At 68.1% G+C, this 24,210-nt stretch carries 25 protein-coding genes; 11 read left to right on the forward strand and 14 right to left on the reverse strand.

Annotated elements, in window-relative coordinates; genetic code table 11:
* Positions 1-93 precede the first annotated feature (93 nt).
* The gene (locus ACSQ3D_RS08560; protein WP_436126566.1) at positions 94-990 is read left to right on the forward strand and encodes a DUF2189 domain-containing protein; all 897 of its coding nucleotides are present in this window, start codon (positions 94-96) and stop codon (positions 988-990) included.
* A gap of 245 nt (positions 991-1,235) precedes the next feature.
* Positions 1,236-1,424, forward strand: a complete 189-nt coding sequence (locus ACSQ3D_RS08565) for a hypothetical protein (protein ID WP_056421439.1) — start codon at positions 1,236-1,238, stop codon at positions 1,422-1,424.
* Positions 1,425-1,426: 2 nt separating this feature from the next.
* On the opposite strand, the gene ACSQ3D_RS08570 is transcribed toward ACSQ3D_RS08565, so the two are convergent.
* Positions 1,427-2,122: an arylesterase gene (locus tag ACSQ3D_RS08570; protein WP_436126567.1), complete on the reverse strand. Its 696-nt coding sequence runs from the start codon at positions 2,120-2,122 to the stop codon at positions 1,427-1,429.
* A gap of 15 nt (positions 2,123-2,137) precedes the next feature.
* Between ACSQ3D_RS08570 and ACSQ3D_RS08575 the strand changes: the two genes are divergently transcribed.
* The 4 genes from ACSQ3D_RS08575 (at position 2,138) to ACSQ3D_RS08590 (ending at position 6,310) form a co-directional block, all read left to right on the forward strand.
* Complete coding sequence (locus ACSQ3D_RS08575) at positions 2,138-2,854, forward strand: ABC transporter ATP-binding protein (RefSeq protein WP_436126568.1); 717 nt, start codon at positions 2,138-2,140, stop codon at positions 2,852-2,854.
* Positions 2,855-3,076: 222 nt separating this feature from the next.
* Complete coding sequence (gene rlmB / locus ACSQ3D_RS08580; protein WP_056421436.1) at positions 3,077-3,823, forward strand: 23S rRNA (guanosine(2251)-2'-O)-methyltransferase RlmB; 747 nt, start codon at positions 3,077-3,079, stop codon at positions 3,821-3,823.
* 159 nt (positions 3,824-3,982) lie between these two features.
* A complete protein-coding gene (locus tag ACSQ3D_RS08585; RefSeq protein WP_436126569.1) occupies positions 3,983-4,708 on the forward strand; it encodes an SIR2 family NAD-dependent protein deacylase in 726 nt (241 codons plus the stop codon).
* Positions 4,709-5,143: 435 nt separating this feature from the next.
* A complete protein-coding gene (locus ACSQ3D_RS08590) occupies positions 5,144-6,310 on the forward strand; it encodes an ABC transporter substrate-binding protein (RefSeq protein ID WP_056421434.1) in 1,167 nt (388 codons plus the stop codon).
* 121 nt (positions 6,311-6,431) lie between these two features.
* Here ACSQ3D_RS08590 and ACSQ3D_RS08595 read toward each other — a convergent pair whose 3' ends face one another.
* The 8 genes from ACSQ3D_RS08595 to ACSQ3D_RS08630 all read right to left on the reverse strand — a co-directional run bounded on the left by ACSQ3D_RS08595 (position 6,432) and on the right by ACSQ3D_RS08630 (position 13,836).
* Positions 6,432-7,388 (reverse strand): aldo/keto reductase, encoded by a 957-nt coding sequence (locus ACSQ3D_RS08595; protein ID WP_436126570.1) that lies wholly within the window; start codon positions 7,386-7,388, stop codon positions 6,432-6,434.
* A gap of 123 nt (positions 7,389-7,511) precedes the next feature.
* A complete protein-coding gene (locus ACSQ3D_RS08600; protein ID WP_436126571.1) occupies positions 7,512-8,150 on the reverse strand; it encodes a chromate transporter in 639 nt (212 codons plus the stop codon).
* Positions 8,147-8,752: a chromate transporter gene (locus tag ACSQ3D_RS08605; protein ID WP_436126572.1), complete on the reverse strand. Its 606-nt coding sequence runs from the start codon at positions 8,750-8,752 to the stop codon at positions 8,147-8,149. Before ACSQ3D_RS08605 ends, ACSQ3D_RS08600 begins: the two co-directional genes overlap by 4 nt.
* Before the next feature lie 282 nt (positions 8,753-9,034).
* Positions 9,035-9,319 (reverse strand): DUF6150 family protein, encoded by a 285-nt coding sequence (locus tag ACSQ3D_RS08610; RefSeq protein ID WP_436126573.1) that lies wholly within the window; start codon positions 9,317-9,319, stop codon positions 9,035-9,037.
* A 203-nt stretch (positions 9,320-9,522) separates the two neighbouring features.
* Complete coding sequence (locus ACSQ3D_RS08615) at positions 9,523-10,857, reverse strand: DUF2254 domain-containing protein (RefSeq protein ID WP_436126574.1); 1,335 nt, start codon at positions 10,855-10,857, stop codon at positions 9,523-9,525.
* Between the two features lie 219 nt (positions 10,858-11,076).
* Positions 11,077-12,441, reverse strand: a complete 1,365-nt coding sequence (locus ACSQ3D_RS08620; RefSeq protein WP_436126575.1) for a type II toxin-antitoxin system HipA family toxin — start codon at positions 12,439-12,441, stop codon at positions 11,077-11,079.
* Between the two features lie 49 nt (positions 12,442-12,490).
* The gene (locus ACSQ3D_RS08625) at positions 12,491-12,799 is read right to left on the reverse strand and encodes a helix-turn-helix domain-containing protein (RefSeq protein WP_436126576.1); all 309 of its coding nucleotides are present in this window, start codon (positions 12,797-12,799) and stop codon (positions 12,491-12,493) included.
* Between the two features lie 59 nt (positions 12,800-12,858).
* Positions 12,859-13,836 carry a LysR substrate-binding domain-containing protein gene (locus tag ACSQ3D_RS08630; protein ID WP_436126577.1) on the reverse strand — a complete coding sequence of 326 codons (978 nt, stop codon included), beginning with the start codon at positions 13,834-13,836 and terminating at the stop codon, positions 12,859-12,861.
* Positions 13,837-13,989: 153 nt separating this feature from the next.
* On the opposite strand from ACSQ3D_RS08630, the gene ACSQ3D_RS08635 reads away from it, so the two are divergent.
* From ACSQ3D_RS08635 to ACSQ3D_RS08650, 4 genes are all read left to right on the forward strand, one after another.
* Positions 13,990-15,363 (forward strand): D-serine ammonia-lyase, encoded by a 1,374-nt coding sequence (locus ACSQ3D_RS08635; protein ID WP_436126733.1) that lies wholly within the window; start codon positions 13,990-13,992, stop codon positions 15,361-15,363.
* 100 nt (positions 15,364-15,463) lie between these two features.
* Complete coding sequence (locus ACSQ3D_RS08640; protein WP_056421426.1) at positions 15,464-16,447, forward strand: Bug family tripartite tricarboxylate transporter substrate binding protein; 984 nt, start codon at positions 15,464-15,466, stop codon at positions 16,445-16,447.
* Positions 16,448-16,482: 35 nt separating this feature from the next.
* A complete protein-coding gene (locus ACSQ3D_RS08645; protein WP_436126578.1) occupies positions 16,483-18,048 on the forward strand; it encodes an amidase in 1,566 nt (521 codons plus the stop codon).
* A 42-nt stretch (positions 18,049-18,090) separates the two neighbouring features.
* Positions 18,091-19,254 carry an NAD(P)/FAD-dependent oxidoreductase gene (locus tag ACSQ3D_RS08650; RefSeq protein ID WP_436126579.1) on the forward strand — a complete coding sequence of 388 codons (1,164 nt, stop codon included), beginning with the start codon at positions 18,091-18,093 and terminating at the stop codon, positions 19,252-19,254.
* 121 nt (positions 19,255-19,375) lie between these two features.
* Here ACSQ3D_RS08650 and ACSQ3D_RS08655 read toward each other — a convergent pair whose 3' ends face one another.
* The 3 genes from ACSQ3D_RS08655 to ACSQ3D_RS08665 all read right to left on the reverse strand — a co-directional run bounded on the left by ACSQ3D_RS08655 (position 19,376) and on the right by ACSQ3D_RS08665 (position 21,850).
* Positions 19,376-19,591, reverse strand: coding sequence for a YjfB family protein (locus ACSQ3D_RS08655; protein ID WP_436126580.1), 216 nt, complete (start codon positions 19,589-19,591; stop codon positions 19,376-19,378).
* 168 nt (positions 19,592-19,759) lie between these two features.
* Positions 19,760-21,175, reverse strand: coding sequence for a dihydrolipoyl dehydrogenase (locus tag ACSQ3D_RS08660; RefSeq protein WP_436126581.1), 1,416 nt, complete (start codon positions 21,173-21,175; stop codon positions 19,760-19,762).
* 87 nt (positions 21,176-21,262) lie between these two features.
* Complete coding sequence (locus tag ACSQ3D_RS08665; protein WP_436126582.1) at positions 21,263-21,850, reverse strand: IMPACT family protein; 588 nt, start codon at positions 21,848-21,850, stop codon at positions 21,263-21,265.
* A 362-nt stretch (positions 21,851-22,212) separates the two neighbouring features.
* Here ACSQ3D_RS08665 and ACSQ3D_RS08670 point away from each other — a divergent pair, with 362 nt between their 5' ends.
* Positions 22,213-22,407, forward strand: a complete 195-nt coding sequence (locus tag ACSQ3D_RS08670; protein WP_436126583.1) for a hypothetical protein — start codon at positions 22,213-22,215, stop codon at positions 22,405-22,407.
* A gap of 49 nt (positions 22,408-22,456) precedes the next feature.
* Here the strand turns inward: ACSQ3D_RS08670 and ACSQ3D_RS08675 are convergent, their stop codons facing one another.
* Positions 22,457-22,981 carry a GNAT family N-acetyltransferase gene (locus tag ACSQ3D_RS08675; RefSeq protein ID WP_056421419.1) on the reverse strand — a complete coding sequence of 175 codons (525 nt, stop codon included), beginning with the start codon at positions 22,979-22,981 and terminating at the stop codon, positions 22,457-22,459.
* Positions 22,982-23,112: 131 nt separating this feature from the next.
* Positions 23,113-24,096 carry a bifunctional helix-turn-helix transcriptional regulator/GNAT family N-acetyltransferase gene (locus ACSQ3D_RS08680; RefSeq protein WP_436126584.1) on the reverse strand — a complete coding sequence of 328 codons (984 nt, stop codon included), beginning with the start codon at positions 24,094-24,096 and terminating at the stop codon, positions 23,113-23,115.
* Positions 24,097-24,210: the final 114 nt, after the last annotated feature.

Here is a 24,210-nt window from a genome sequence, read left to right on the forward strand (position 1 = left end):
GGGAAGGGTGACGGAGGGCGATGTACGGCGGCGAGGGGCGGGGTGGTAGTTTCCTCAGTGGCGCCCCGGCGCTGGCGGGCTTAGTGTGGCGGCATGACTGCCACATCTCCCACGCCCGTGCCCGACGCGTCTGCGCCATCGCAGGCCCAGTGCGCGGAGGCGATTGCGGGGCAGGCGCTGCGTGACACTGCTGCGCCCATTGCGCTGCAACGGCTGCATGCGGCAGACCCTTTTCGCTGGCTGCTGCGCGGCCTGCACGACATGCGCGCTGCGCCGGGCATCGCGGTGTTATATGGCGTGTGCTTCTGGGGCATGGCGATGCTGCTGGGCTGGGTGTTCCGCACCCGCCCTGAATACACCATGTCCCTCGCCAGCGGCTGCCTGCTGCTCGGCCCCTTCCTGGCGATGGGCCTGTACGACACCAGCCGCCGCCACGAGGCCGGCCAGCGGCCGCAACTGAGCGAATCGCTGACGTGCTGGGACAGCCACATGGGCAGCATGGGCATGCTGGTGCTGGTGCTCGTGGTGCTGGAGCTTTTGTGGGGCCGCGCCTCGCTCGTGGTGTTTGCGGTGTTCTTCAACACCGGCATGCCATCGACCACCGGCGTGCTCGATGCCGTGTTCAACCCGCAGAACTGGAGCTTCGTGGCGGTCTATGCGGTGGTGGGCGGCGTGTTCGCGGCGCTGGTGTTTTCAACCTCCGTCGTCTCCATCCCGATGATTCTGGACCGCGACACCGATGCGCTCACGGCCGGGATCACCAGCGTGCGCGCGGTGCTGGAGAACACGGCGGTCATGCTGCTGTGGGGCGCGCTCATCACGGCCATCGTCGGGCTGTCGTTGTGGTTCTGGGGCGTACCCCTGCTGCTGGCAGGGCCGCTGCTCGGCCACGCGAGCTGGCACGCCTACCGGGCGTCGGTAGCGCCGCCTGGCTTGTCAGGCATTGCACCGGGCCTTGGGGGCGATCGCGTTGGGGTACCGCTGCCATGAGGTGCTGCGGCGGGCCCTGCAGGGGCGCCCGCCTGTGTGCGCCACCCTGCGCTCGGCCCGCAAGATTTTTACGGCTTTGGTGCCCTGGAGGCCAGCACCATCTGCCGTTTGCAGGCCACGCCTGGCATCCAATGGTGGCAGGGCACTTGCAAGGGCCCAAAGGGCGCAGGGCAGCTTCTTGGTGGCATGAATCCACGCCCAGTTCATGCTGTTACAGTGGGCCATTACTTCAGGAAGCAACTACCTTGGCAACACCCAACTACGGATACGAAAAACGCCAGCGCGAACTCGCCAAAAAGCAGAAAAAGGAAGAAAAGCTGAGGGCCAAGTCCCAGCGCCGGCCGGAAGACCCGCCCGAGGAGAACTCCGGCGAGGGCGGCCAGCCCGGTGGGGATGCACCAGCGCCCGGCCAGCCCGGCGGCGCCGGCGCCTGACCTCAGCGCAGCAGATTCTTCAGCTCCGGCCACACGTTGGCCAGCATCTGCGGGTGCGCTTCGGCGCGCGGGTGGATGCGGTCGGGCTGGAACAGGCGGGTCGGGTCCGGGCCATCCGCCACACCTTTCAGGAAGAAAGGCACCACCGCCGCCTTGCGGGCCTGCGCCACCGTGGTGAACAGGGCCGCGAACTTGTTGGCGTAGTCGGTGCCATAGTTGGGCGGCACCTGCATGCCCACCAGCAGGACCTTGGCGCCAGCCTTTTGCGCAGCCTCCGTCATGGCGGTCAGATTTTCTTGCGTATTCTTGAGCGGCAGCCCGCGCAGGGCGTCGTTGCCCCCCAGCTCGATCACCACGTGCGTGGGCTGGTGCTGCGCCAGCAGCGCCATCAGGCGCGAGCGGCCGCCCGAAGTGGTCTCGCCGCTCACGCTCGCGTTCACCACGGTGGCGGCGAGCTTTTCCTGGGCCAGCTGTTTTTCCAGCAGGGCCACCCAGCCGGTGCCACGGGCCAGTCCATATTCGGCGCTGAGCGAGTCGCCCAGCACCAGGATCAGGGGTTGCGTGCGCGGCTTGGTGGAGGCCGGGGCCACGGGTGTCTTGGCCGAGGACTGCGCCAGCGCAGCGGGGGCGCAAATCCCCACCGCGAGGCCGAGAGTGGCGCTCAGGATAAAGTGGCGCCGGTGCGTCAATCCGATCAAAGTAAAAAACCTTTCATGTCCGAATCCCTCTCATCCCCTGTGGCGGCGGCCACTGCCGCTGCATCTGCCACGCCGATTATTGCCGTCGAGCATGTGTTCAAGTCGGTGACGGATTCCACCGGCACGCTCGACATTCTGCGGGATATCGATTTCCGCCTGGCGCCCAGGGAAACGGCGGCAATCGTGGGGGCATCGGGTTCGGGCAAGAGCACGCTGCTGTCGATCATTGCGGGCCTGGACACGCCCACCCGCGGTACGGTGCGGCTGGACGGGCATGACCTCTTCGCGATGGACGAGGATGCGCGCGCCGCGCTGCGTGCGCAGAAGGTCGGCTTCGTGTTCCAGAGCTTTCAGCTCATGGGCAACCTCACGGCGCTCGAAAACGTGATGCTGCCGCTGGAGCTGGCCAACCGCCGCGATGCGCGCAAGGCCGCGGCCGACATGCTGCAGCGCGTGGGACTGGGCCAGCGTTTGAACCACTACCCCAAGGTGCTGTCCGGCGGCGAGCAGCAGCGTGTGGCGCTGGCACGGGCCTTCGTGGTGCACCCCGCCGTGCTGCTGGCCGACGAGCCCACGGGCAGCCTGGACTTCGCGACTGGCGAGACCATCATGCAGCTGATGTTCGACCTGAACCGCGAGCAGGGCACGACGCTGGTGCTGGTCACGCACGACCGCGCCATCGCCGCGCAGTGCGAGCGGCGCATCACCATCGAAGCGGGCCGCGTGGTGTAGGACCCGCAACGCAGCGCAGCGCACCACGGCGAATGGCTTCGCCATGCACCGCACCGAGCGCGCGGCAGTGCCGCACACCGCGTGCATTGCACGCACCCGCAGGGCCCGTACGCACCCGATTGAGGTCTTTTTCGGACCCTCCCGCGCTTCCAGCAAGCGCGAGCAGCTATTTAATTGATAGCAACGTGACAGGCACCCCTGCTGCCAGCGGATAATCGCCCGATGTCCAGCCCCAAAGTTCTCTTCGGCTTTCACGCCGTGGGCGTGCGTTTGAAGACCGCGCCGAAATCCGTCATCGAGATTTACTACGAAGTCACGCGGCGCGATGCCCGCATGCGCCAGTTCCTCGACCGCGCCCGCGAGGCCGGTGCCCGCCTGATCGAAGCCGACAGCGAGCGCATCGCCAAGCTGGCCGGCAGCCACGGCCACCAGGGCGTGGCCGCGCGGGTCGAGCCGGTAGCCCAGATCACCTCGCTCGATGAACTGCTCGAAAACCTCGAGGCCGCGGGCGTCGAGCAGCCCTTGCTGCTGGTGCTCGACGGCGTGACCGACCCGCACAACCTGGGAGCCTGCCTGCGCGTGGCCGACGGCGCGGGCGCGCACGCGGTGATCGCCCCCAAGGACCACGCGGTGGGCATCAACGCCACCGTGGCCAAGGTGGCCAGCGGTGCGGCCGAGACCATGCCGTACTTCATGGTGACCAACCTGTCGCGCACGCTGAACGAGCTCAAGGAGCGCAACATCTGGTGCATCGGCACCAGCGACGATGCGCCCAAGACCATCTACCAGGTGGACCTCAAAGGCCCCGTGGCCCTGGTGCTGGGCGCCGAGGGCGACGGCATGCGCCAGCTCACCCGCAAGAACTGCGACGAGCTGGTCAGCATCCCCATGAAAGGCGCGGTCGAGAGCCTGAACGTCTCGGTGGCCAGCGGTGTCTGCCTGTACGAGGCTCTGCGCCAGCGGACATGAAACGCCACCCGAGCCACGGTGCGTCTGGCGCCCCGCCGATGGCAGGGCATGGGACGGCATGCGGTGGCTCGGTGAGTCGCATTCCTCGGGCACGCGGGCTTCGGCACACCGCCCTCAATCGCATGCCACCAGTGGCGCGCAGAGCGCGGGGCTACTGACATGCTGGACATCGCCCGATCCTGGGTTCAGCAAGCGCAGCGCGTTGCGGTGCTGACCGGAGCGGGCGTGAGTGCGGAGTCGGGCGTGCCCACCTTTCGCGATGCGCAGACCGGCTATTGGGCGCAGTTTCGCGCCGAAGAGATGGCCACGGAAGAGGGCTTTCGCAACCACCCGGAGCGCGTGTGGAACTGGTACCAGTACCGCCGCGACCTGTTGGCCGGCGTGCAGCCCAATGCGGCGCACCGGGCACTGGCCGACTTCGAGCAGCAACACCCGGGCCGGCTCACCCTGATCACCCAGAACGTCGACGGATTGCACCAGCGGGCGGGCAGCAGCGGCGTGCTGTGCCTGCACGGCGATATCCGGGAGAACCGCTGGCTCGACACCCCGCGCGCTTGCTGCCACATCGCCGATGCGGTCAAGGGCGAGCCACCGTACTGCGACCGCTGCGGCAACCTGGTGCGGCCCGGCGTGGTGTGGTTCGGCGAAGCCTTGCCCCATGACACCCTCGCCGCAGCGCAGCTGGCCGTCCACCAGTGCGCGTTGATGCTGGTCATCGGCACGGCAGGCGCCGTGTACCCGGCCGCGGGGCTGGCGCGCCAGGCGCGGTCTGCCGGGGCGCGGGTGGTGGTGCTCAACCCGGCGCCGAGCGAGCTCGATGATGCTGCGCATGCCGTGCTGCGTGGCACGGCGGGCAGCTTGCTGCCGCAGTTGCTGGCGGTGTGACCCACGCCACGGTCGCTCAGTCTGTCTTCCAGGCCACAGGCCGTGAACCGCTGCACAGCGCGCAACGGCCACGTTCCCCTTCGCACTTTTCGGCTGCCTGGCCGGCCGGCTGCTGATCGCCTCTAGCCGCGGTAGAGAGCTGCCCCTAGGGACCCTCTGCACGAATCATCGCGCCGTGTGCATCTGCGGTCTCGGGCGGCCTGCGGCGTTGCCAATACTCGCAATAGCTACGGCTATTGCTGCGTTTTGCGCATTGCACTCCATCCCGATCCGCAGCGCACACTTGGCAGCTCGATGCGTGCAGAGGATCCCTGGCGGTTTCGTTGCAGGAATGCGGCGTCGTGTCGCACAGCGGACACCGGCCGGGCGGGCACAGCCTGTAGCCTGCGCCACCTTTCACATTTTGTTTCCGTTACCTTTGGGGCGTTCCACACCATGAGCCGTCGTCACTTTCTTCTGCGCGCCACCCAGGTCGCTGCTGCCACCGGGCTTCCCGCATGGGCCCACACCGCGATGGCGGCTGAAGAGGCGCTCACGGCCAAGTCGGTGACGCTGGGCTGCTCCATCGCGCTGACCGGCCCGCTGGGCCAGGCCGGCATCGAGCAGCTGGCGGGCATGAAGGCCGCGTTCGCCGAAGTGAACGCCGCAGGCGGCGTGCACGGCCGCGAGATTCGCATGGAGGTGAAGGACGACGGCTACGTGGCCGCCCGCACCCTGAAGAACGTGACGGAGATGGTGGACGCCCAGTCGGTGTTCGCGCTGATCTCGCCACTGGGCACGGCCAATACCGCGTCCATCCTGCCGCTGGTCGAGTCCAAGGGCATCCCGACCGTGGGGCCGGTGACCGGCGCCACCTCGCTGCGCGCCGCTGGCAACCGCCACGTGTTCTTCCTGCGCCCCACCTACCGCGAAGAAACGCAGCGCCTGGTCAAGCAGATCGTGGACATGGGCCTCAAGCGCATTGCGGTGGTGTATCTGGACAACCCCTTCGGCAAGGAAGTGCTCAAGGACATGTCTGCCGCACTGGACGAGATCAAGGTCGAGCGCGGTGGCGAATTTGCGCTGGCGGTGGATGGCAAGAACGGCGCCGAGCTGGCCGACAAGGTCGCCGCCGAGCGCCCGGGCGCCGTGCTGCTGGCCACCACGGGCACCGCCAACACGGCGTTTGTGCAGGCGTTTCGCGCCAAGGCCCAGGGCGTGCCGCTGGCGGGCCTGTCGGTCACGGTGATCGCGTCCGAGATGCCCAAGCTCGCTGCCTCCACGCGCGGCCTGGCGCTGGTGCAGGTGTTTCCGGATGCCAACTCGCAAAAATCGGTGGCGGTGCGCAAGTTTCAGACGACCATGAAGGCCGTGGGTGCCAATGCGGCGTTCCTGAACAGCGGCAGCGCGCTCGAAGGCTGGTTCAACGGCCAGATCATGATCGAGGGCCTGAAGAACGCGGGCAAGGACCTCACGCGCGACCGCCTGCGCGCGGGCCTGGCGGGCATCCGGGCGCTGTCGTTCGGCGACTTCAACGTGGGCTTTGGCAACAAGGCACCGTACATCGGCTCGGACGCGATCTACCTGGCGGTGTACGCCGAGAACGGCCGGCGCATCAGCTGACCGGCCCCTGGTCACTCGTCGCTGATCACTGATCAATAGTTTTCAGCAACGAGCTGTCCATGGCGGGCGGCGCCCCCTGGAGCATCGCCTTTCAGGGGTAACCTGCAGTGACCAGCAGCGATCAGCCCTGCGCGCTGGCCGCGTTGAGCTCTGCCAAGGTGGCATCGTCCAGCACCAGCTGCGCGGCCTTCACCAGCTCCTGCAATTGGCCCAGGGACGTGGCGCTGGCAATCGGCGCGACGATGGCGGGCTGGCGCATCTGCCACGCCACCGCCACCTGCCCGGGTGTGGCGCCGTAGCGCTGTGCCACCGCATCCAGCATCGCCAGAATGCGCAGGCCCCGGTCGTTGAGGTACTTGGCAGTCGTGTTCGTGCCGCGGGCACTTTTGGCCGCATCGGCCGGTGTGCGGTACTTGCCCGTCAGGAAGCCCGCCGCCAGCGCGTAGAAGTTGATCACGCCCACGCCGTGCTCCAGGCACAACGGCTGCAGCGCGTCTTCGAACACCGCGCGGTCGTACAGGTTGAACAGCGGCTGCAGGCTTTCGTAGCGGGGCAGGTGCAGGCGCTCGCTGGTCTGCAGGGCCTCCGCCAGCCGGGCGGCGCTGAAGTTCGACGCGCCGATGGCCCGCACCTTGCCCGCGCGGATCAGGTCGGCGTACGCGCCCAGCGTGTCTGCCAGGGGCACGGTGGCATCGTCGTCGTGCGACTGGTACAGGTCGATGCGGTCGGTCTGCAGGCGCTTGAGCGATGCCTCCACCGCCTGGCGGATGTACTCGGGCCGCAGGCCCACCTTGCCGTCGCCCATGTCCTTGCCGACCTTGGTGGCCAGCACGATGCGGTCGCGTTTACCGCTGGCGCGCAGCCATTGGCCGATGACGGTTTCGGACTCTCCGCCCGCGTGCCCGGGCGCCCAGCGCGAATACACATCCGCCGTGTCGATGAAGTTGAAGCCCGCGTCGACCCAGGCATCGAGCAGCGAGAACGAGGTGGCTTCGTCGGCCGTCCAGCCGAACACGTTGCCGCCAAAGCACAGGGGAGACACTTGCAGGCCGGAGCGGCCCAGGGGACGGAGGTTCATCCGTAGCCTTTCAATGCAGGGTGATGGAAGCTCGGGTTCAACGGATGCACTGGAGTTCAGGCGTGGTCTGACAGCGCTGGCTCGATGGGGCGTGGTGCATGCGGTGCACAGATGGGCTGCCGCTCACACCCAGCCCAGCGCGCCCAGCACAGCGCCGGCGCCCAGCATCCACAGCAAATGCAGCTTGGTGCGCCACACCAGCAGCACGGTGACCACGCTCAGCAGCCACAGCGGCCAGGCTGTGGCCGGCCCGCCATGGGCACGGGCCAGCACCCACGAGGTGGCCAGCAGCAGGCCGATCACCACCGGGGCCATGCCCTGCTTGAAGGCGCGCACGCCGCGGCGTTCGCGGTTGCGGTGGCCCCAGCGCGTGGCCATCCAGGTCAGCAGGCTGCTGGGCAGCATCACGCCCAGCATGCACACCGCCATGCCCAGGGCGCCCAGCAACCAGCCGCCCACGCCAGGGCCGCCGGCGTTGATGCCCACGTTCCAGCCCAGCAGCGCGATGAACAGCACGTTGGGGCCGGGCGCGGCCTGGGCGATGGCGATGGACGCGTTGAACTGCGGGTCGGTGAGCCAGGCATTGCGCTCGACCAGAAAGCGGTGCATGTCGGGCGCGGTGGCAATGGCGCCGCCCACCGCCAGCAGCGACAGCGACATGTAGTACAGGAAGAGGTTGAACCAGTCCGCAGGGCTGAGCGCGATCAGCGGGGCGGTCACGGCGGTGGCGAGGGTGATGGCAGCAGCGGTGGCAGTGGTCATGGCGCGAGCTTTCTCCACGTCAGCAGGCAGGCCGAGCCGCCCACCACGGGCAGGATCCACAGCAGCGGCCATCGCAGCACCGCCATGGTGATGACGGTCAAAATCACGAAGGCCACGCACAGCGGGCGGCCCAGCGGGTGCTTCTTGATGGACACGAAGAGCTTGATGCCCACCCCGGCGATCAGCCCCGCCGCCACGGCCCCCATGCCGCGCAGTGCACCGGCCACGGCAGGGTGGCTGGAGAACTCCGCATAGATCACGGCCAGCGCCAGCACCAGCATCAGCGGAAAGGTCAGCATGCCCGCCAGCGCAGCGAACGCACCGCGCAGGCCAAAGTAGCGGTCGCCGATCATGATGCTGAGGTTGACCACGTTGGGCCCCGGCATGATCTGCGCCACGGCCCAGTCCTCGACGAACTCCTCGTTGGTCATCCAGCGCTTTTTCTCGACCAGTTCGCGCTGCACCACGGCCAGCACGCCGCCAAAGCCCTGCAGGGCCAGCCAGGTGAAGGACCAGAACAGATCGGACGGGTTGCGGGGCTGGGGCCGCGGCGGTAGGCCGGGGGTGGGGTCGGGGGAGGGCAGATCGGTGGCGATGGCCATGACTAATTCACAGTAAAAGTGGCAGCTACCGCGCATCTGGCGAGCGGTAGCAGCTATCAAATCAGGAGTGGTGCGAAGGGGCGGCCCGGAGCGTCGCGCCCACGCGCCATGTTACGCGCGCCGCAGGCGCCGCCTGGGCTCGGCGCGGGGCGCTGGCGTCGCGTTGCGGCAAGGCTGGGTGAGCGATTGGCGTGCACGGCGCGGACACCCCGCGGCCAGCGGCCCTCGGACAGGCCGGGCGGGGCGGGGCGTGTGTGTTCGCCCCGCAGACAACAGTGGGCTTCACCCCAGCTTGCCGCGCAGCAGGTGCTCCTTGTTGCGCCACCCCGCATCGTCGGGCGTGGCGACCTTGAAAAGCTTGATGTCGGCCTGGCTCGCATGCTTGACGCGGAAGACCTTGAAGCTGGCCTGGTTGGCATAGGGCACGAAGAACCAGATGGCGTCGCCGCTGGCCTGCGTGGGGTAGGCCACCTCATGCCAGCACAGGTCGGCCAAGCTCTGCTGGGCCACCTCGCACACGCGGGCGTCGGCCTGGTGCTCGTATTTCACTTCGAGGATCTTGGCCATGGGTGTCCTTGTCCTTGTGATGGGTCTGACGGAAATCGGCAGGGCTTGGAGAGGTCGCGTTCAACCCGTTCTGAGCGAAGCAGCGGGCGGGAATTGACTCTGGGTTAGAAAACAACCCGTGCAACACGCCAAACGCCAGGTGCATGCGTCGTGCGATGCTCCGTCGTGTCAGTAGCGTCCCGTGCCCGGTGCCTCAGCCCTCATCATTGTGAAGATGCATGCGTGGCGGCGTGTTGGTGGTTGTACCCGGTGCCCTCCGCGTTGCTGCCGCTGCTGTTGCTGCTACCGCACGCTGCAGACTCCCGGCGCAGCATGGCCATTTCCCGATCGATCAGGTTGGAATGGCTCGCCTTCTCCAGCGCATAGCGCGACAGGTCTTCCACCTCCGCATTGAACCCGGGGTGGTCCAGCCGCCGCAGCGAGGCCAGCGCGCGCTGAAGTGCCATGCCCACCTCGACCGCGGGCGCGCCGTAGCGCACCAGGGGCGTCCACACGTCCTCGAGCAAGCCCGCCTCGCGCAACCGCGGGGCGGTGACCCTGTCGAACTCCACCGCGGCGTCCTGTTGCGCAGCGGTCTGGCGCCCGGTGTCCACCCAGAAGATGAGGGTGCGCACCGCCGCAGCGATCACGTCGAGGGCCGTCCCCGGGTCGTTGACCGAGGCCGACATCGCGCGCGCCGCGATCTCGCCCATCACCACCATCCCGAAGCGCGGGTCGTGGTCAAAGGTGCGCCCGGCGCCGATCAGCACGGCATCGGCAATGGCCTGCTGTTCCTCTACGGTCAGGTCGACATCGCAGCTGGCCAGCACCACCGAAGGCTCGACGAATGCGCCGGGCAGGACGTGCAGATGCAGCGTCGTGCCCAGTGCCTCGGCCCGGGCCTGCAGGATGTCCATCGAAATGTGCTGCACGAAGCCGGTGGCGGGCGCCCGCACCGCGTGGCTTCCTTGGGCGCCGGGTGGCTGCGGTTGACCGCCCAGAAAAGGTTTCTGCAGGCGCTGTGCCATGGCCGCCATGGTGGCAGCTTCGACCCGCCGGATGGTCTCGCCGAGGCGGCCCAACACGGACAGATAGTCGATCCAGCGCAGCAGCACCACCACGACCAGCACCAGAATGACCAGCGTGAAGCCGAAGAGCACCAGCCGCCCTCCGTCGCCATACAAATGCGCATGCAGCCCGATCAAGGCGATCACGCTGTACAAAAACGTCCCGATGAACGCCGCCAGCGTGTTCTGTACCGTGGAGTCTTCGATCAGCAACTGCGAAGCGCGGGGCGTGGCGCTGTTCGACACCGCGCTGAAAGAGCCCACCATGGTGCTGGCCGAGAAGATGGCCACCGTGAGCATGCTGGAGGCCAGGATGCCCAGCAGGCTGCCGATGGAATCCGACCCCAGCTTGATCGCCACGCTCTCTGGTATGTAGGGCCCGATCAGAGCGGACGACGCCACCGCCATCAACGCGAACAGCGAGAAGAGCGCGCAGCGGCTCCAGGTCTTGCGGGCCAGCCGCAGCAATTGATAGCGAAGTTTTTCAGACATGCACATCAGTATCCGAGTGCCGATGCAGGCCGGCATGAAGGACGGCACCGCCAGATGGCCGCCGCCGTGAAGGTGGTGGGCGCTTGCCGTGTCTGACATGGCTGGTGGGGCGCAGCATGCGCCGTAACCTGCTCTACCGCTCACTCATATTGCCCTGGGTGCTATCGAAAGTGGAGCATAGGCCGCGGGCGGAATGCCTGCCGACCTGCTCATGTGCAGCTACGCCGTCGCCAGCGCTACGCCGCCCGCCAGTCGCTCGATCACCGTGGCGCGCAGGTTCGGGGGGGCCGTGTGCAGCAGCGCGGGCCACTGCGCCTTCGCCTGCTGCACCACATCGCGCAGCAGTGCCAGATGGCGCGGCACGCGCAGCAGTCCGGCGGACTTCATCAGGCCCTCCATGTCGCTCCAGCTGAACGCGCGCAGCGTGCGGTCGATGGCGCGGTTCACCGCGTACTGGCTCTCGGGCACGCCGTCGAAGAACGCTGCCACGCACACCGGGTCGTACAGCGGCGCCAGCTGCGGCACGCGGGCGTCGGGGTAGACCAGCGCCCAGTTCTTGAGGTGCGCATCGGTGTTGCCCATCAGGATGAACGCCACCATGCGCGCCATGAATTCGCGCGTGTCCTGCACCGGCTGGCTGCTCAGGCGGTTGAGCACGCGCAGCATGGTGGCCCAGTCCTGGAGCATGCCCTTGCCGTACTTTTGCCGCGGGGTGTAGCCCAGCACCTGGTTGAACTCTTCCATGTGCACCCGCGCGCCGCCGGGCAGGTGGTCAAAGCGCTGCACGGCCAATATGTCGTTGAAGGGCACTGTGTCGGGCAGGTCGGCCTCGGCGCGGCTGATGACGCGCACCTCGGCACAGTGCAGGCCCAGCGCCTGGCACAGCTGGTAGCCCGTGTACTCGTTGGCCACCAGGTCGGGGTGGGCCGTGGTGGGTAACTTCAGGATCACGCTGCCGGCCGCGCCCCGGCGGTGCACGGTGTAGCGGCGGCCATCCTGCACGGCGCTGAACTTGGTCACCACGCCGGGCAGGGACGCCGCGTCTTCCACCGGGTATTCGACAAACCCCGGCTCCAGCACGTCCAGGCCCTGTGTGGTGTGCCAGTGCCGCACCACGTCCGGAATGCCGTCCTGTGCAGGCACGGGTTCCACCTCCAGCGCACCCATCAGGTCGTGGCCCGCAGCGGCCAGCAGTTCGAACTCGTCGTCGGGGCTGCAGCCGCGCTCGCGCGCCAGGCGGTCGCGGTTGTGGCCCTCGGGCAGCAGGTTCTGAAAGTACACCGGCCAGCGCCCGTCGGTGCGCACCAGCCTGGCATCGCGCGCCGACGCCAGGATCTGCTGCGTGGCCGCCTCGTCGGCGCCTTGAAAGCTGAGCGACAGGGTGGGGCGCTGCGGGTTGCGGATGTAGCTCTCGTCGAACGAAACGCGCAGGATGTCGCCGTACTGCGAGAGATAGCCGATGGGCTCGCGGCGGCTGGCGCGTGCGTCTGCAGTGCCTGGCGTGTCTGCGTGGCCCGACGAGCCAGCCGCATGTAGCACGGGGCGGTGCAGATACAGGCGCAGGTAGCGGATGGAGGTGCTCATGGCGTCGATGGCTGCGGGGCCGTGGTGGCTGTGCGCGATGCTGGCGCGTTCAGCCCGGGCGGCTCAGGCTGTCCACCACGGAGGGCGGTGCGTCCACACCCTCGGGCTGGCCCAGGAACTTGCCGCCGGACTGGATGAACGCCTCCAGGCTGGGCCGCAGGCTGCTGGGCACGGCGATGATGTCCATGCCCAGCACACGGGCCATCTCGGCCAGGGTGGAATAGCGCGGGTCCAGGTCGCCGCCTTCGGTGCGTTGCACGGTCATGCGGGAAAGGCCGGCGCGCTCGGCCAGCTCTGCCTGGGTGAGCTTGGTGGACTTTCGGGCCACGGCCAAACTCTGGATAAGATCATTTGTCATGATCTTATTTATACTCTTTTTCGATAAAAAGATAAATATAGTGATCTTTTTGCTGGAATTTACTTGGCAAGCAATGTGTGTTGCTGCGCGGGCGCCGGCAGCAATTGCCGCCGCTCCTCGCAAAACCGCTGCGCCTCGTCCACCAGCCATTCCCGCACCTGGTCCATCGCCGGGCTGGGGTGTGCGGTGGTCACGAACGAATACGCCGCACGCGACAACACGCTGTGCGCCAAGACAGGCACCAGGCGCCCGGCCTTCACGTCCTGCAGCACCAGCGCTGCGCGGCCCATGGCGATGCCCTGGCCTGCCAGGGCCGCGCCCAGCGCCAGTTGCGACAGGTTGAACTGCTGCCCGCCCGCCCAGGACGGCGGCGTGGTGCCCACTTGGGTGAACCAGTGCTGCCATTCCTCGTACGTGTCCGCGCCGTCCCAAGCGCTGCCGTCGTGCAGCAGCCAGTCGCCTTGCAGATCACCTGGCGTAGTGATGGGCGGGTGGCGGGCCAGGAAGGCGGGGCTGGCCACCGGGATGAGCCATTCGTCCAGAAACACGGTGGCGCTCAGATCGCGGTAGCCGCCCAGGTCGAAGCGCACGGCAGCCTCGATGCCGTCTCGCACCATGCGGGTGCGGTCCAGCGTGTGGAACTCCCCGAAAACGCGCAGGCCCAGGCTCGGGTACTGCCGAAAGAACTCGCCCAGCCGGGGCGTGAGCCAGCTCATGGCGAACGACGGCGAGCAGCTGAGGGTGGCAGTGGCGGACTCGGGCGGCTGGCGCATCTGGGCCAGGGTGCTTTCGATGGCGGTGAAGCTCTCGCGCAGCACCACGGCCAGCCATTGGCCCTCGGGCGTGGGCACCAGGGCGCGCGGGGTGCGAAGGAACAGCGGGCGGCGCAGCCAGTCTTCGAGCTGCTTGACCTGCTGGCTCACCGCGCCCTGGGTGATGCACAGCTCTGCCGCCGCCTTGGTAAAGCTGCCGTGTCGGGCGGCCGCATCAAAGCTGCGCAGCCACGCGAGCAGAGAGGGGGAAAGTCGAATGTCCATTACTTTGGCTAATGTCTTCGTCACTATAAATGCGTTGTGACAAGCGAGTGACAGGCGAAGAATGCTGCAGTGCGTGGGCCCGGGGTGCGACAAGCACCTGCCCGCCCACTGTGTGCCACTGCCGCCAAAACATCTATGTCCGAAACCGAATACATGGTCGAACCGCCAGCCCTAGAGGGAATCGATCCGCTGCTATCGAGCCACCTGCGCCAGGCCCAGCCTTGCCTGTGGACCAACCCGGTGCGGCTGTTGCAGGCGCCTGCATCCCTTCAGGCACTGGGTCGCACCATTAGTTTGAATGATACGCGGGAGGCTGCGGCGCGGTTCCATCGCTTCGAAGGTTTGCTGGCGCAGGTGTTTCCCGAGTTGGCAGGCACGGGCGGGGTCGTTGAATCTGCCGTGCTGCCTGCCGCAGCGCTGCAGCCAGCCTTGGGCATGGGGCCTGGCCAAGGTCGGTTGTTCATCAAGGCGGACCACAGTTTGCCGGTGGCCGGATCGATCAAGGCCCGGGGCGGCATGCACGAGGTGCTGGAGTTTGCGGAGGGGCTGGCGCTGCAGCACGGCCTGGTGCAGCCGGATGGTGACTACCGCGCGCTGGCCACCCCGCAGGCGCGCGCGGTGCTGGGCCGCTACCAGGTGGCGGTGGGCTCCACCGGCAACCTGGGGCTGAGCATCGGCGTGGTGGCGTCGGCCTTGGGCTTCAGGGCCGCGGTGCACATGTCGGCCGATGCCAAGGAATGGAAGAAAGAGCGCCTGCGCCAGCGTGGCGTGCAGGTGGTGGAGCATGCCGGCGACTACGAGCGCGCCGTGGCTGCCGGCCGTGCGCAGGCGGGCAGCGACCCGCTGTGCCACTTTGTCGACGACGAGCAATCTTTCTCGCTGCTGCTGGGCTACAGCGCAGCGGCCCTGCACCTGCCCGCGCAGCTGGCAGAGCAGGGCATCGTGGTGGACGCCGAGCACCCGCTCATCGTGTACCTGCCTTGCGGCGTGGGCGGCGCTCCTGCAGGGATTGCGTTTGGCCTGCGGCAGGTGCTGGGGCCGCATGTGCATTGTTTCTTTGCCGAGCCGGTGCAGTCGCCGTGCTTCATGGTGCAGATGCTGGCGGATCAGGCCACGCAGTCGGGTGGTGGCCAGGCGCACCCCTCGGTCTACGACTGGGGCCTCACCAACCAGACTGAGGCCGACGGCCTGGCCGTGCCCCGCGCGTCCCTGCTGGCGGCGCAGTTGATGGGGCCGCTGCTGTCGGGCGTGTTCACCGTGGCAGACGACACCTTGTTTGCCCACCTGGTGCAGGTGCTGGACGCACTGGGCGAGCGCATCGAGCCCTCGGCGGCAGCGGGTTTCAGTGGCCCGGGCATGTTGACCGGCACCGATGCGGGCCAGGCCTGGCTGCACCGCGCGGGGGTGGGCGCAGCGCTGCCCAACGCCACCCATCTGGTGTGGACCACGGGCGGGCTGCTGGTGCCCGATGCGCAGTACCAGGGTTTTGTGCAGCGTGGGCGGGCCCTGCTGGCGGCCCGTGGCTGACGCTGCCGACGCCCGTCCATCGCACCGGCATTCCGCCTTCTCGCCCCACCGAATCCGTCCCGACAACCCCTTGAATCCCTTGACCTTTGAAGAGAACGCCATGAACCGCAAGAAGCTGCTTTTGTCTGCCGTGATCTGTGCCCTGGGGGCCGCTGCGTGGGCGCCCGCCATGGCGCAGGACGGTCCTTTCCCTGCCAAGCCGATCACGCTCGTGATCCCGTTTCCGCCGGGTGGCGCCACCGACGTGCTGGGCCGGCTGATCGGCAAGAAGATGGGCGACCTGCTGGGGCAAAGCGTGGTCATCGACAACCGCGCCGGGGCGGGCACCACCATCGGTGCCAGTGCCGTGGCCAAGGCGGCGCCTGATGGCTACACGCTGCTGATGAGTTCGGGCACCACCTTCACCGTGAACCCCGCGGTGCGCCCCAAGCTGCCGTACGACCCGGTCAAGAGCTTCGAGCCCATCGGCATCGCCGGGCGCACCAGCCTGATCCTGCTGGCCAACAAGGACGTGCCCGCGGCAGACGTGAAGCAGTTCGTGGCGCTGGTCAAGGCCGCGCCCGACAAGTATTCGTATGGCTCGTTCGGCGCAGGCACCACGTCGCAGTTTGCGGGCGAGATGTTCTTCCACGCGGCGGCGCTCAAGATCCAGCATGTGCCCTACAAGGGCAGTGCACCGGCCATGACGGACCTGATGGGCGGGCAGATCCCGTTCACGGTCGATACGGTGTCGGCCGCGCTGCCGCAGCTCAAGGACGGCAAGATCAAGGCCATTGCCGTCACGGCCGGCAAGCGGTCGGCCCTGTTGCCCAAGGTGCCGACGCTGGCCGAGAGCGGCTACCCGGGCCTGGAGATGGACACCTGGCTGGCCATGGTGGCGCCGCGCGGTTTGCCGCCCGCCGTCAAGTCGCGGCTGGAGCTGACCCTGGCCCAGGTGGTGTCGGACCCGGACACCCGCGACAAGATGATCGCGGTGGGGTTTGAACCCGCCTATGCTTCGTCCAAGGCGGTGGCCGAGCTGATCGACAAGGAGCTGCCGCTGATGCGCGCCATTGCCCAGCGCGCCAGCATCACCGCCGACTGAGCCACCCGCGAACCAGCAGAGGACACAAGCCTGACATGAGCACACAAAGCAACCGGAGCACCCTGGTCGAGCTGACCGCCAACGAGCTGCGCCACCGCATCGGCACCCGCGAGGTATCGCCCGTCGAACTGCTCGATGCCTGCATCGAACGCATCGAGGCGATCAACCCGCACGTGAACGCCATCACCGCCACCTGCTACGAACGTGCCCGCACCGAGGCCCAGGCCGCCGAGCAGGCGGTGCTGCGCGGCGAGCCGCTGGGCCTGCTGCACGGCCTGCCGCTGGGTGTGAAGGACCTGGAGGCCACGGCCGGGCTGCTGACCACCTACGGTTCGGAGATCTACCGCAGCAACATCCCGGCCGAAGACAACGTGCTGGTGGCCCGGCTGCGCGCGGCGGGCGCCATCGTCACCGGCAAGACCAACATCCCGGAAATGGGTGCTGGCGCCAATTCGCGCAATACGGTGTGGGGCGCCACGGGCAACCCGTTCAACCCCAACCTGAACGCGGGCGGCTCCTCGGGCGGCTCGGCCGCGGCGCTGGCCTGCGACATGCTGCCCGTGTGCACAGGGTCGGACACGGGTGGATCGCTGCGCATTCCGGCCGCCAAATGCGGCGTGGTGGGTTTTCGGCCATCGCCCGGCGTGGTGCCCAGCTCGCGCAAGCTGCTGGCCTTCACGCCCATCTCTGTGGTGGGGCCCATGGGCCGCACGGTCGAAGAGGCCTGCCTGCAGCTGGCCGCCACAGCCGGGCTGTCGGCCGGCGACCCGCTGACCTACCCGCTCGACCCGATGAGCTTTCTGCTGCCTGAAGGCGTGGACCTGGGCGGCTTGCGCGTGGCGTACACCGAAGACTTCGGCGCCTGCGCCGTGGACGACGGCATTCGCGCCGTGTTCCGCCGCAAGGTGCAGGCCATGAAGCACCTGTTTGGCAACTGCGACGCCATCGATGTGGACCTGGGCGACGTGCACCGCTGCTTCGACGTGCTGCGTGCCGAGGCTTTCGTGGCCAGCACGCGCGAGGCGTACGAGCGCGACCCCGCCAGCCTGGGGCCCAACACCCGCGCCAACTACGAACTGGGCGCCACCATGACGCTGCTCGACAGCGCCTGGGCCCAGGCCGAGCAGACGCGCATCCTGGCGCGGTTCCAGAAGCTGTACGAGCACTACGATGTGATTCTGGCGCCGACCACGCCGGTGTCGCCGTTTGCGTGGACACAGCTGTACGCGAGCCACATCAATGGCGAGCCGCAGGCCAACTACTACCGCTGGCTGGCGCTGACGTACGTCACCACGCTCACCACCCACCCCGCGCTCAGCCTGCCGTGCGGGCTGGACGATGCGGGCATGCCGTTCGGCTTGCAGATCGTCGGGCGTTTCAGGGCCGACCGGCACACGCTGGGCGTGGGGCATGCGCTGGAGCAGGCGTTCAAGGGCATCCCCGGGCTGGCGCGGCCGCGCCCGGACCTGGCCAAGCTGCAGGGCACGCGGGCCGAGCCTGCACTGACCTCCATCGTCACCGGTGCACCCGACCCGAGGGACGCCCGCAGCCTGCCGCGCGAAGACCGGGTGGCGTCACAGGCCGCGGTGTCGGCGGTGTGACCAGCGCCAGTGCACCACCATGAAGGCAACGAAGGACAGGCCATGGACTCTGTGACATACGACCATGTGGTGATCGGTGCGGGCATTGCCGGTGCCTCCGTGGCCTGGCAACTGGCGGCCGCGGCCACCGGTGCAGGCGATGCGGACGCGGCCACCCGCGTGCTGCTGCTGGAGCGCGAATCGCAGCCCGGCTACCACACCACCGGGCGGTCGGCCGCGCTGTACATGGCGACGTACGGCACGCCCAACATCCAGGCGCTGACCCGCGCGAGCCGCGGGTTCTACGACGCGCCGCCGCCCGAGTTTGGCGACACGCCCATCCTGTCGCCACGGGGTGTGGTGTACGTCGCGGGGCCCGGGCAGCTCGACTTGCTGCAGCAGGCTTACGACGACGCCCGCGCAGCGTCGCCCAATGTGGAGTGGGTGGACCACGCGGCGTTGATGGAGCTGCTGCCGTGCCTGAAGCCCGACGCCGTGGCGGCGGGCATGAGCGAGCCCGAAGCAGCCGACATCGATGTGCACGCCCTGCACCAGGGCTACCTGCGCGGCCTGCGCCAGCGCGGCGGGCAGGTGCTGACGGGCGCCGAAGTCACGGCCCTGGCCTGGGCGGGGGAGACATGGCACATCACCCTGGCCGATGGCCGCACGCTGCAGGCCCGCACCCTCGTGAATGCCGCCGGGGCCTGGGCCGACGTGGTGGCCGCTCTGGCGGGCGTGCCGCCCATCGGCCTGGAGCCGCGCCGCCGCACGGCTTTCACCATTGCCGTGCCGGAGGGCATGGACGCCAGCCGCTGGCCTGCGGTGATCGGTATCGACGAGAGTTTTTACTTCAAGCCCGACGCCGGCCAACTGCTGGGCTCGCCCGCCAATGCCGACCCCACGCACCCGCACGACGTGGTGCCCGAAGAGCTGGACGTGGCCACCGGCATCTATCACATCGAGGAAATGACGCGGTTCCAGATTCGCCGCCCGTCGCACACCTGGGCGGGCTTGCGCTCGTTCGTGCCGGACGGCGACATGGTGATCGGCTGGGACAACCACGTGCCGCGCTTCTTCTGGCTGGCAGGGCAGGGCGGCTATGGCATCCAGAGCGCGGCGGGCGCATCGCTGCTGGCGTGCCAGCTGCTGCGCGGCGAGCCGCTGGGCGATGAATTGGTGCGTGAGGGGGTGGTGCCGGAAGCGCTGTCGCCGGCGCGGTTGCGGTAGCGAAGGACCGGGCGCCGGGCGCGTTTGGCGCTAGCTCAGGCAGCGGGCGCCCCGGGCTGTGCACAGCGCCCTACCGGCCGCATTGCGCCGAAAACCCGCAGCGGCCGACTGCTGCCAGCGCTCAGGCGAAGGTATTGACCTGGGTGCCCAGCGTGCCCGACGTGGCCAGCGCCGGCTGGGGCATGGACTGCTGCATGGCGTCCAGCAGGGTGGTGGCGGACACGGCCTGTATGTCCAGCGCTTTCTTCAGCACCACCATGTTCAGGGCGTCGGACGTTTTGGCACTGGCCAGCGATGTGGCGGTGCTGACGATGCTGTTGGCGAGTGCGACGTCCATGGCGGTTCCTTGGGTTAATGGTTCCGTATCGGCAGGTCAGGCCGAGACTTGAGGCCTGTTACCTTGTGTGACACCCTGGCCCCGCAGCTTGGAGCTGATAACAAAACTCAGCGAAGCGGTTCTTGCCAGGCGCTGCGTCGCAGGCACTGAGAGTTTTGTGAGCCCCTCTCAGTCGAGCGCAGGCACGCCCAGCCCGGCGCATGTGGCCAGGTCGGACGCCGATCCGTCCGGCAACTGGCGCGCCACATCCCGCAGCGCCGTGCGCAGGCCTTCCTCCAGCGTGGGGTGATAGAACGGCATCCCCAGCAGGCACTGCACGGTGAGCTCCCGATGGATGGCGAGTGCCAGCAGGTGGGCCAGGTGCTCGCCGTCGGGTGCGCACAGCTCGGCACCCAGCAGGCGGCCCGTGGTCTTGTCGGCGTGGACGAGCAACCGCCCGTGGTTGTACAGGGCAGCCCGGGCGCGGCCCTGGTCGGCAAAGCCCACGGTGCCCGTCACGGTGCAGGCCGGGTCGAGGTCGTCCAGGCGCTGGCCCACAGTGGCAATGTTGGGGTCGCAGAACACGATGGCCAGCGGGGTGCGGCGCTGGAACCGCGTGGGCGTGTCGGCCATGGCGTTCATGCCGGCGATGTGGCCTTCGTCCGCGGCCTCGTGCAGCAGCGGAACCTGCGTGTTGGCGTCGCCGGGCATGAACACCCGCAGGTTGCCGACCTGCAGCGTTTTCGGGTCCACCTGCGGCAGGCCGCGCTTGTCCAGCGGCACCCCCAGGGTCTCCAGCCCCAGGTGTTCGATGTTGGGTGTGCGGCCCATGGCGGCGATCACCTGGTCCACCACCACCCGGTTCGGTCCGCTGGAGACCTCGATGCCACCGGCCACTTCGCGCAGCTCGGCGGGTTCGCCGGTGTGCAGCACCATGTCTTTCTTGAGCAGCGCGGCCAGTTCTTCGTTGAGGCCGGGGTCGCTCAGCCCCGCCAGCGTGTCGCCGGTGCTGAATGCGGCCACCTGCAGGCCCAGCCGCGCCAGCGCCTGCGACAGCTCCACGCCGATGGCGCCCATGCCGACCACGGCGATCCGCGGGCCCAATGAGGCTTGTTCGAACAGCGTGTCGGTGGTCAGCATGCGGTCGCCGAAGGCGAGCCATTCCTCGGGCACCTTGGGGCGCGATCCGGTGGCGATGACGATGCTGTTGGCCTGGTAGACCTTGCCGTCGATGTCCACCGTGCCGGGCCCCAGCAGTGTGGCGCGGCCCGAGATGCTGGCGTGGCCCAGGTTGTCGGTGGCTTTCATCACGCCGGCCACGAAGTCGTCGCGCAGGGCGCGCACACGCTGCAATACGGCGGGGATGTCGGCACTCAGCGCATCGCCACCGCGTATCCCGAATTCTTCGAACGCATGGCGGCGGTGGAAGGCATTGGCGGCTTCGATGAGGGTCTTGGACGGCATGCACCCCACGCGGGCACACGTGGTGCCCCAGGGGCCGTCATTGACGATGAGGAAGCGGCTGGTGCGCTTGCGCACCTCGCGCAGGGCAGCCAGGCCGGCGGTGCCGGCGCCGATGATGATGGTGTCGAGCGGTTCGCTCATGGGGTGGGCTCCTAGGCAAACCTTGGTGCGAGGAGTGTGCGGCAGGCCCCGGCCGGTGCGGTGTAGGCGCACAGGCATTTCTGGCTCTCAGGGTTCGGTCCAGCCGACGCGGCCCTGACCGATGTCGTTGACGCGCCGCACGAAGCCGGCTGCCTGCGTCTCGGGCAGGCGCAGCTGCAGGGTGACCAGGGAGCCGTGTCCGACCTCGCCCAGCTCGGCCCCGGCGGCCTCAATCTCGCGGCGCAGAAGCCCTTCGAGCGAGTAGGGCACCTGGCACTGCAGCGTGGCCATGCGCTGCAGCGTCACCTTGGGCGCGGTGAGCAGGGCTTGCGCCACCGCGTCGGTGTAGGCGCGCACCAGGCCACCCGCGCCCAGCTTCACGCCACCGAAGTAGCGCACCACGGTGGCGAGCACGCCTTCCAGGTCCTGGTGGCGCAGCACGTCGAGCATGGGGCGCCCGGCGGTGCCGCCCGGCTCGCCGTCATCCACCGCCGCAGACTGCCCGCCCGCCAGCAGCGCCCAGCAGATGTGCGCCGCGCCGGGGTGCTGCTGCCACAACGCGTCGACCGCCGCCTGCGCGCTGGCCCGGTCGGGCATTGGCTGCACGCAGCCGATGAAGCGGCTTTTCTTGATGGTGATATCGCTGTGCGCGGGCGCAGCCAGTGTGTAGGGCATGGGGCGGTGAGTTTACGGCGCGTCACGCTACCGGCCGTGCGCCGGCCGATGCGCCCTGTGCGCATGGGCTGAGCGTGCGGCATCGGCAGGGTGTGGGGCGAATGCCACAGGCGCGCGCCTGTTTTTCAGCGCTGTTCACATGGCGTCTCAGAGTGTGCGTTTGGTCACACTCGCAGATGGCATCTGTTCCTACACTGGATTTTTGTGGCTGCGGTCTAAGCTCGCGCTACGTTTTTTGAAGCGTGTTGAAGACCTTCTTCGCTTCATGTTCAGTTCATCGATCTCTCTGCGTTGCTTGCGATAAGCGGTGGTGTCGGCCAGGTTGCCGGCACTCGGCCTAGCGAAGGCACAAAGGAACCGCCATGTTCGCCATTCCTCTCATCGCGCCTTTGCACGAAACCCTGACCAGCCACGTGTTCGGCAGGTTCATGTCCCGCTCTGCAGCAACCGCCGCGGGCGCAGAGGCCGCCGTGCCGCCGCTGGCAATGAGCGATGCCGCGGTGGACGACGCGGTGCCGGACCTGGCGCAGCGTGTGCGCGAAACGGGCGAGTGGTAGGCAGGCCTGCCTTTTGCGGCTGCAGCCTTTTTGGCGCGCTGCGGGGCGTTCAGCCGCCCACCAGCTGGCGTGACATGACCACGCTGGTGTAGTTGGTCAAGGGCCGCCAGTCGCACTCCCCCACCACCCGATAGCCCCAAGACTCGTACATCGCAATCAGCGTGGATGCGGGCTGGGCGGTATCCAAACCCATGACCTGGGCGCCCGCCTGCCGTGCAAACGCAGTGGCATGTGCATGCAGCTGGCCGCCGTACCCCCGACCCTTGGCATCGGGCGAGATGCAGAACTGGCAGAAGGTCCACACGCCGGGCTCCCGGTACAGGGCCACCGGGGAGGCAGGCTGGGGTGGCCGCAGCGTGATGGTCCCGACGTATTCATCGCCCTCCAGCATCACGAGCCCGGTCCCGGATGCGAATCGCTTGGCCGTGTCCTCCACCGACTGGTGGGTTCCCCAGTACCGCAGGCCCCGCGCCGCATGGGGCGCGTAGGCAGTGTGGATGAGGTGGGTCAGCCGCTGCAGGTCATCGCCGGCGCTGACGGGTCGGATCAAGGTGGTGGGGCTGGCGGTCGTCATGGGGGCGATGGCAAGGCAGTGGGACGCCATGATGGCATGCGTGCGCGGCCATCGCCACGCCGGCCGTGCGCCGCCAAAGCCCGGATGGCACTGCTGTCCACCGGCTAGAAGCGTCAGAACGCTTCACCGGTTCAGAGTTTGAGTTCCCAGTGCTCTCCCACCAGTTGCTGCCCAAACCCTTCGTACGGCTCCGACTGGGCCAACTGGAAGCCGCGTTTGGCATAGATGCCACGCGCCGCAGCCAGGCAGCTGTTGGTCCACAGCACCATTTTCTTGTAGCCCTTGGCGCGGGCAAAGGCGATGCATTCGTCGGTCAGGCGCGCGCCCAGGCCCAGCCCCCGGGCCTTGGGCGACAGGATCAGCATGCGCAGCTGCGCCACGGTGGGGGACTTGCGCACCACGAACACGGCACCCACGCGCTCGCCGTCAAGCTCCGCGATCCAGCAGCGCTCCCACTGTGGCTGGAATTTCGTCACGAACTGCGCGGCGATGTCGGCCACCAGGGCCTCGAAGCGGGCGTCCCAGCCGTACTCGCGCCAGTAGGTCTCGCCATGCTGCTGCACCACCCAGCCCATGTCGCCCGGTACAGGGTCGCGCAGCACGGCTACCTTGGCGGGGCCTTGCGGTGTGGATGCCGGGGCGAGCAATGCCTCGATGCGCTGCATGGCGTCCACCACCTCCTGGCGCCGGGCCGGGGGCAGGGGGGCGAGCAGGGCGGCGGCTTCGTCGCGCGAGCGCTGCTGCAGCGGCTCGAACGCCGCGCGCCCGGCGGCGGTCAGGGTCAGCACGCTCTGGCGCGCGTCCCGGGTGCTGGCGCTGCGGCTGATCCAGCCCGTGGCTTCGAAGCGGCGCAGGATGCGGCTCAGGTAGCCGCCGTCCAGGCCCAGGTCGCGCGCCAGCTCGCTGGCCACCGGCATGTCGCGGTGGGCCAGTTCATAGAGCACGCGCACGTCGGTCAATGACAGGTCGCTGCCCAGGTACGGGTCGAGCACGCCCACGCAGCGGGTGAAGAAACGGTTGAACCGGCGCACGGCCTTCACAGCCTCCGGCGCGACAGGAGGCGCGTTCGGTGGGTCGATGGTCGAGCTGCTGGCGTTGGAAGTATGGGTCTCCATGATTGCCTTTGTCATGTAATTAATTGACAAAAGCAAGTATATGCCGAGCCTTCATCAAGCCTGCCATTACGAGGGGGAAGTGTTTGTGGGGCGACAAAAAGTGCCCACTCACGT

The sequence above is a fragment of the Acidovorax sp. LjRoot117 genome, assembly GCF_964252695.1.
GTDB lineage: Bacteria > Pseudomonadota > Gammaproteobacteria > Burkholderiales > Burkholderiaceae_C > Acidovorax.

Excerpts from the sequence above, each read along its gene's own strand:
- ACSQ3D_RS08560 (WP_436126566.1), top strand. The coding sequence starts at position 94 with ATGACTGCCACATCTCCCACGCCCGTGCCCGACGCGTCTGCGCCATCG.
- ACSQ3D_RS08575 (WP_436126568.1), top strand. The coding sequence starts at position 2,138 with ATGTCCGAATCCCTCTCATCCCCTGTGGCGGCGGCCACTGCCGCTGCA.
- rlmB (WP_056421436.1), top strand. The coding sequence starts at position 3,077 with ATGTCCAGCCCCAAAGTTCTCTTCGGCTTTCACGCCGTGGGCGTGCGT.
- ACSQ3D_RS08585 (WP_436126569.1), top strand. The coding sequence starts at position 3,983 with ATGCTGGACATCGCCCGATCCTGGGTTCAGCAAGCGCAGCGCGTTGCG.
- ACSQ3D_RS08590 (WP_056421434.1), top strand. The coding sequence starts at position 5,144 with ATGAGCCGTCGTCACTTTCTTCTGCGCGCCACCCAGGTCGCTGCTGCC.
- ACSQ3D_RS08595 (WP_436126570.1), bottom strand. The coding sequence starts at position 7,388 with ATGAACCTCCGTCCCCTGGGCCGCTCCGGCCTGCAAGTGTCTCCCCTG.
- ACSQ3D_RS08600 (WP_436126571.1), bottom strand. The coding sequence starts at position 8,150 with ATGACCACTGCCACCGCTGCTGCCATCACCCTCGCCACCGCCGTGACC.
- ACSQ3D_RS08605 (WP_436126572.1), bottom strand. The coding sequence starts at position 8,752 with ATGGCCATCGCCACCGATCTGCCCTCCCCCGACCCCACCCCCGGCCTA.
- ACSQ3D_RS08610 (WP_436126573.1), bottom strand. The coding sequence starts at position 9,319 with ATGGCCAAGATCCTCGAAGTGAAATACGAGCACCAGGCCGACGCCCGC.
- ACSQ3D_RS08615 (WP_436126574.1), bottom strand. The coding sequence starts at position 10,857 with ATGTCTGAAAAACTTCGCTATCAATTGCTGCGGCTGGCCCGCAAGACC.
- ACSQ3D_RS08620 (WP_436126575.1), bottom strand. The coding sequence starts at position 12,441 with ATGAGCACCTCCATCCGCTACCTGCGCCTGTATCTGCACCGCCCCGTG.
- ACSQ3D_RS08625 (WP_436126576.1), bottom strand. The coding sequence starts at position 12,799 with ATGACAAATGATCTTATCCAGAGTTTGGCCGTGGCCCGAAAGTCCACC.
- ACSQ3D_RS08630 (WP_436126577.1), bottom strand. The coding sequence starts at position 13,836 with ATGGACATTCGACTTTCCCCCTCTCTGCTCGCGTGGCTGCGCAGCTTT.
- ACSQ3D_RS08635 (WP_436126733.1), top strand. The coding sequence starts at position 13,990 with ATGGTCGAACCGCCAGCCCTAGAGGGAATCGATCCGCTGCTATCGAGC.
- ACSQ3D_RS08640 (WP_056421426.1), top strand. The coding sequence starts at position 15,464 with ATGAACCGCAAGAAGCTGCTTTTGTCTGCCGTGATCTGTGCCCTGGGG.
- ACSQ3D_RS08645 (WP_436126578.1), top strand. The coding sequence starts at position 16,483 with ATGAGCACACAAAGCAACCGGAGCACCCTGGTCGAGCTGACCGCCAAC.
- ACSQ3D_RS08650 (WP_436126579.1), top strand. The coding sequence starts at position 18,091 with ATGGACTCTGTGACATACGACCATGTGGTGATCGGTGCGGGCATTGCC.
- ACSQ3D_RS08655 (WP_436126580.1), bottom strand. The coding sequence starts at position 19,591 with ATGGACGTCGCACTCGCCAACAGCATCGTCAGCACCGCCACATCGCTG.
- ACSQ3D_RS08660 (WP_436126581.1), bottom strand. The coding sequence starts at position 21,175 with ATGAGCGAACCGCTCGACACCATCATCATCGGCGCCGGCACCGCCGGC.
- ACSQ3D_RS08665 (WP_436126582.1), bottom strand. The coding sequence starts at position 21,850 with ATGCCCTACACACTGGCTGCGCCCGCGCACAGCGATATCACCATCAAG.
- ACSQ3D_RS08670 (WP_436126583.1), top strand. The coding sequence starts at position 22,213 with ATGTTCGCCATTCCTCTCATCGCGCCTTTGCACGAAACCCTGACCAGC.
- ACSQ3D_RS08675 (WP_056421419.1), bottom strand. The coding sequence starts at position 22,981 with ATGACGACCGCCAGCCCCACCACCTTGATCCGACCCGTCAGCGCCGGC.
- ACSQ3D_RS08680 (WP_436126584.1), bottom strand. The coding sequence starts at position 24,096 with ATGGAGACCCATACTTCCAACGCCAGCAGCTCGACCATCGACCCACCG.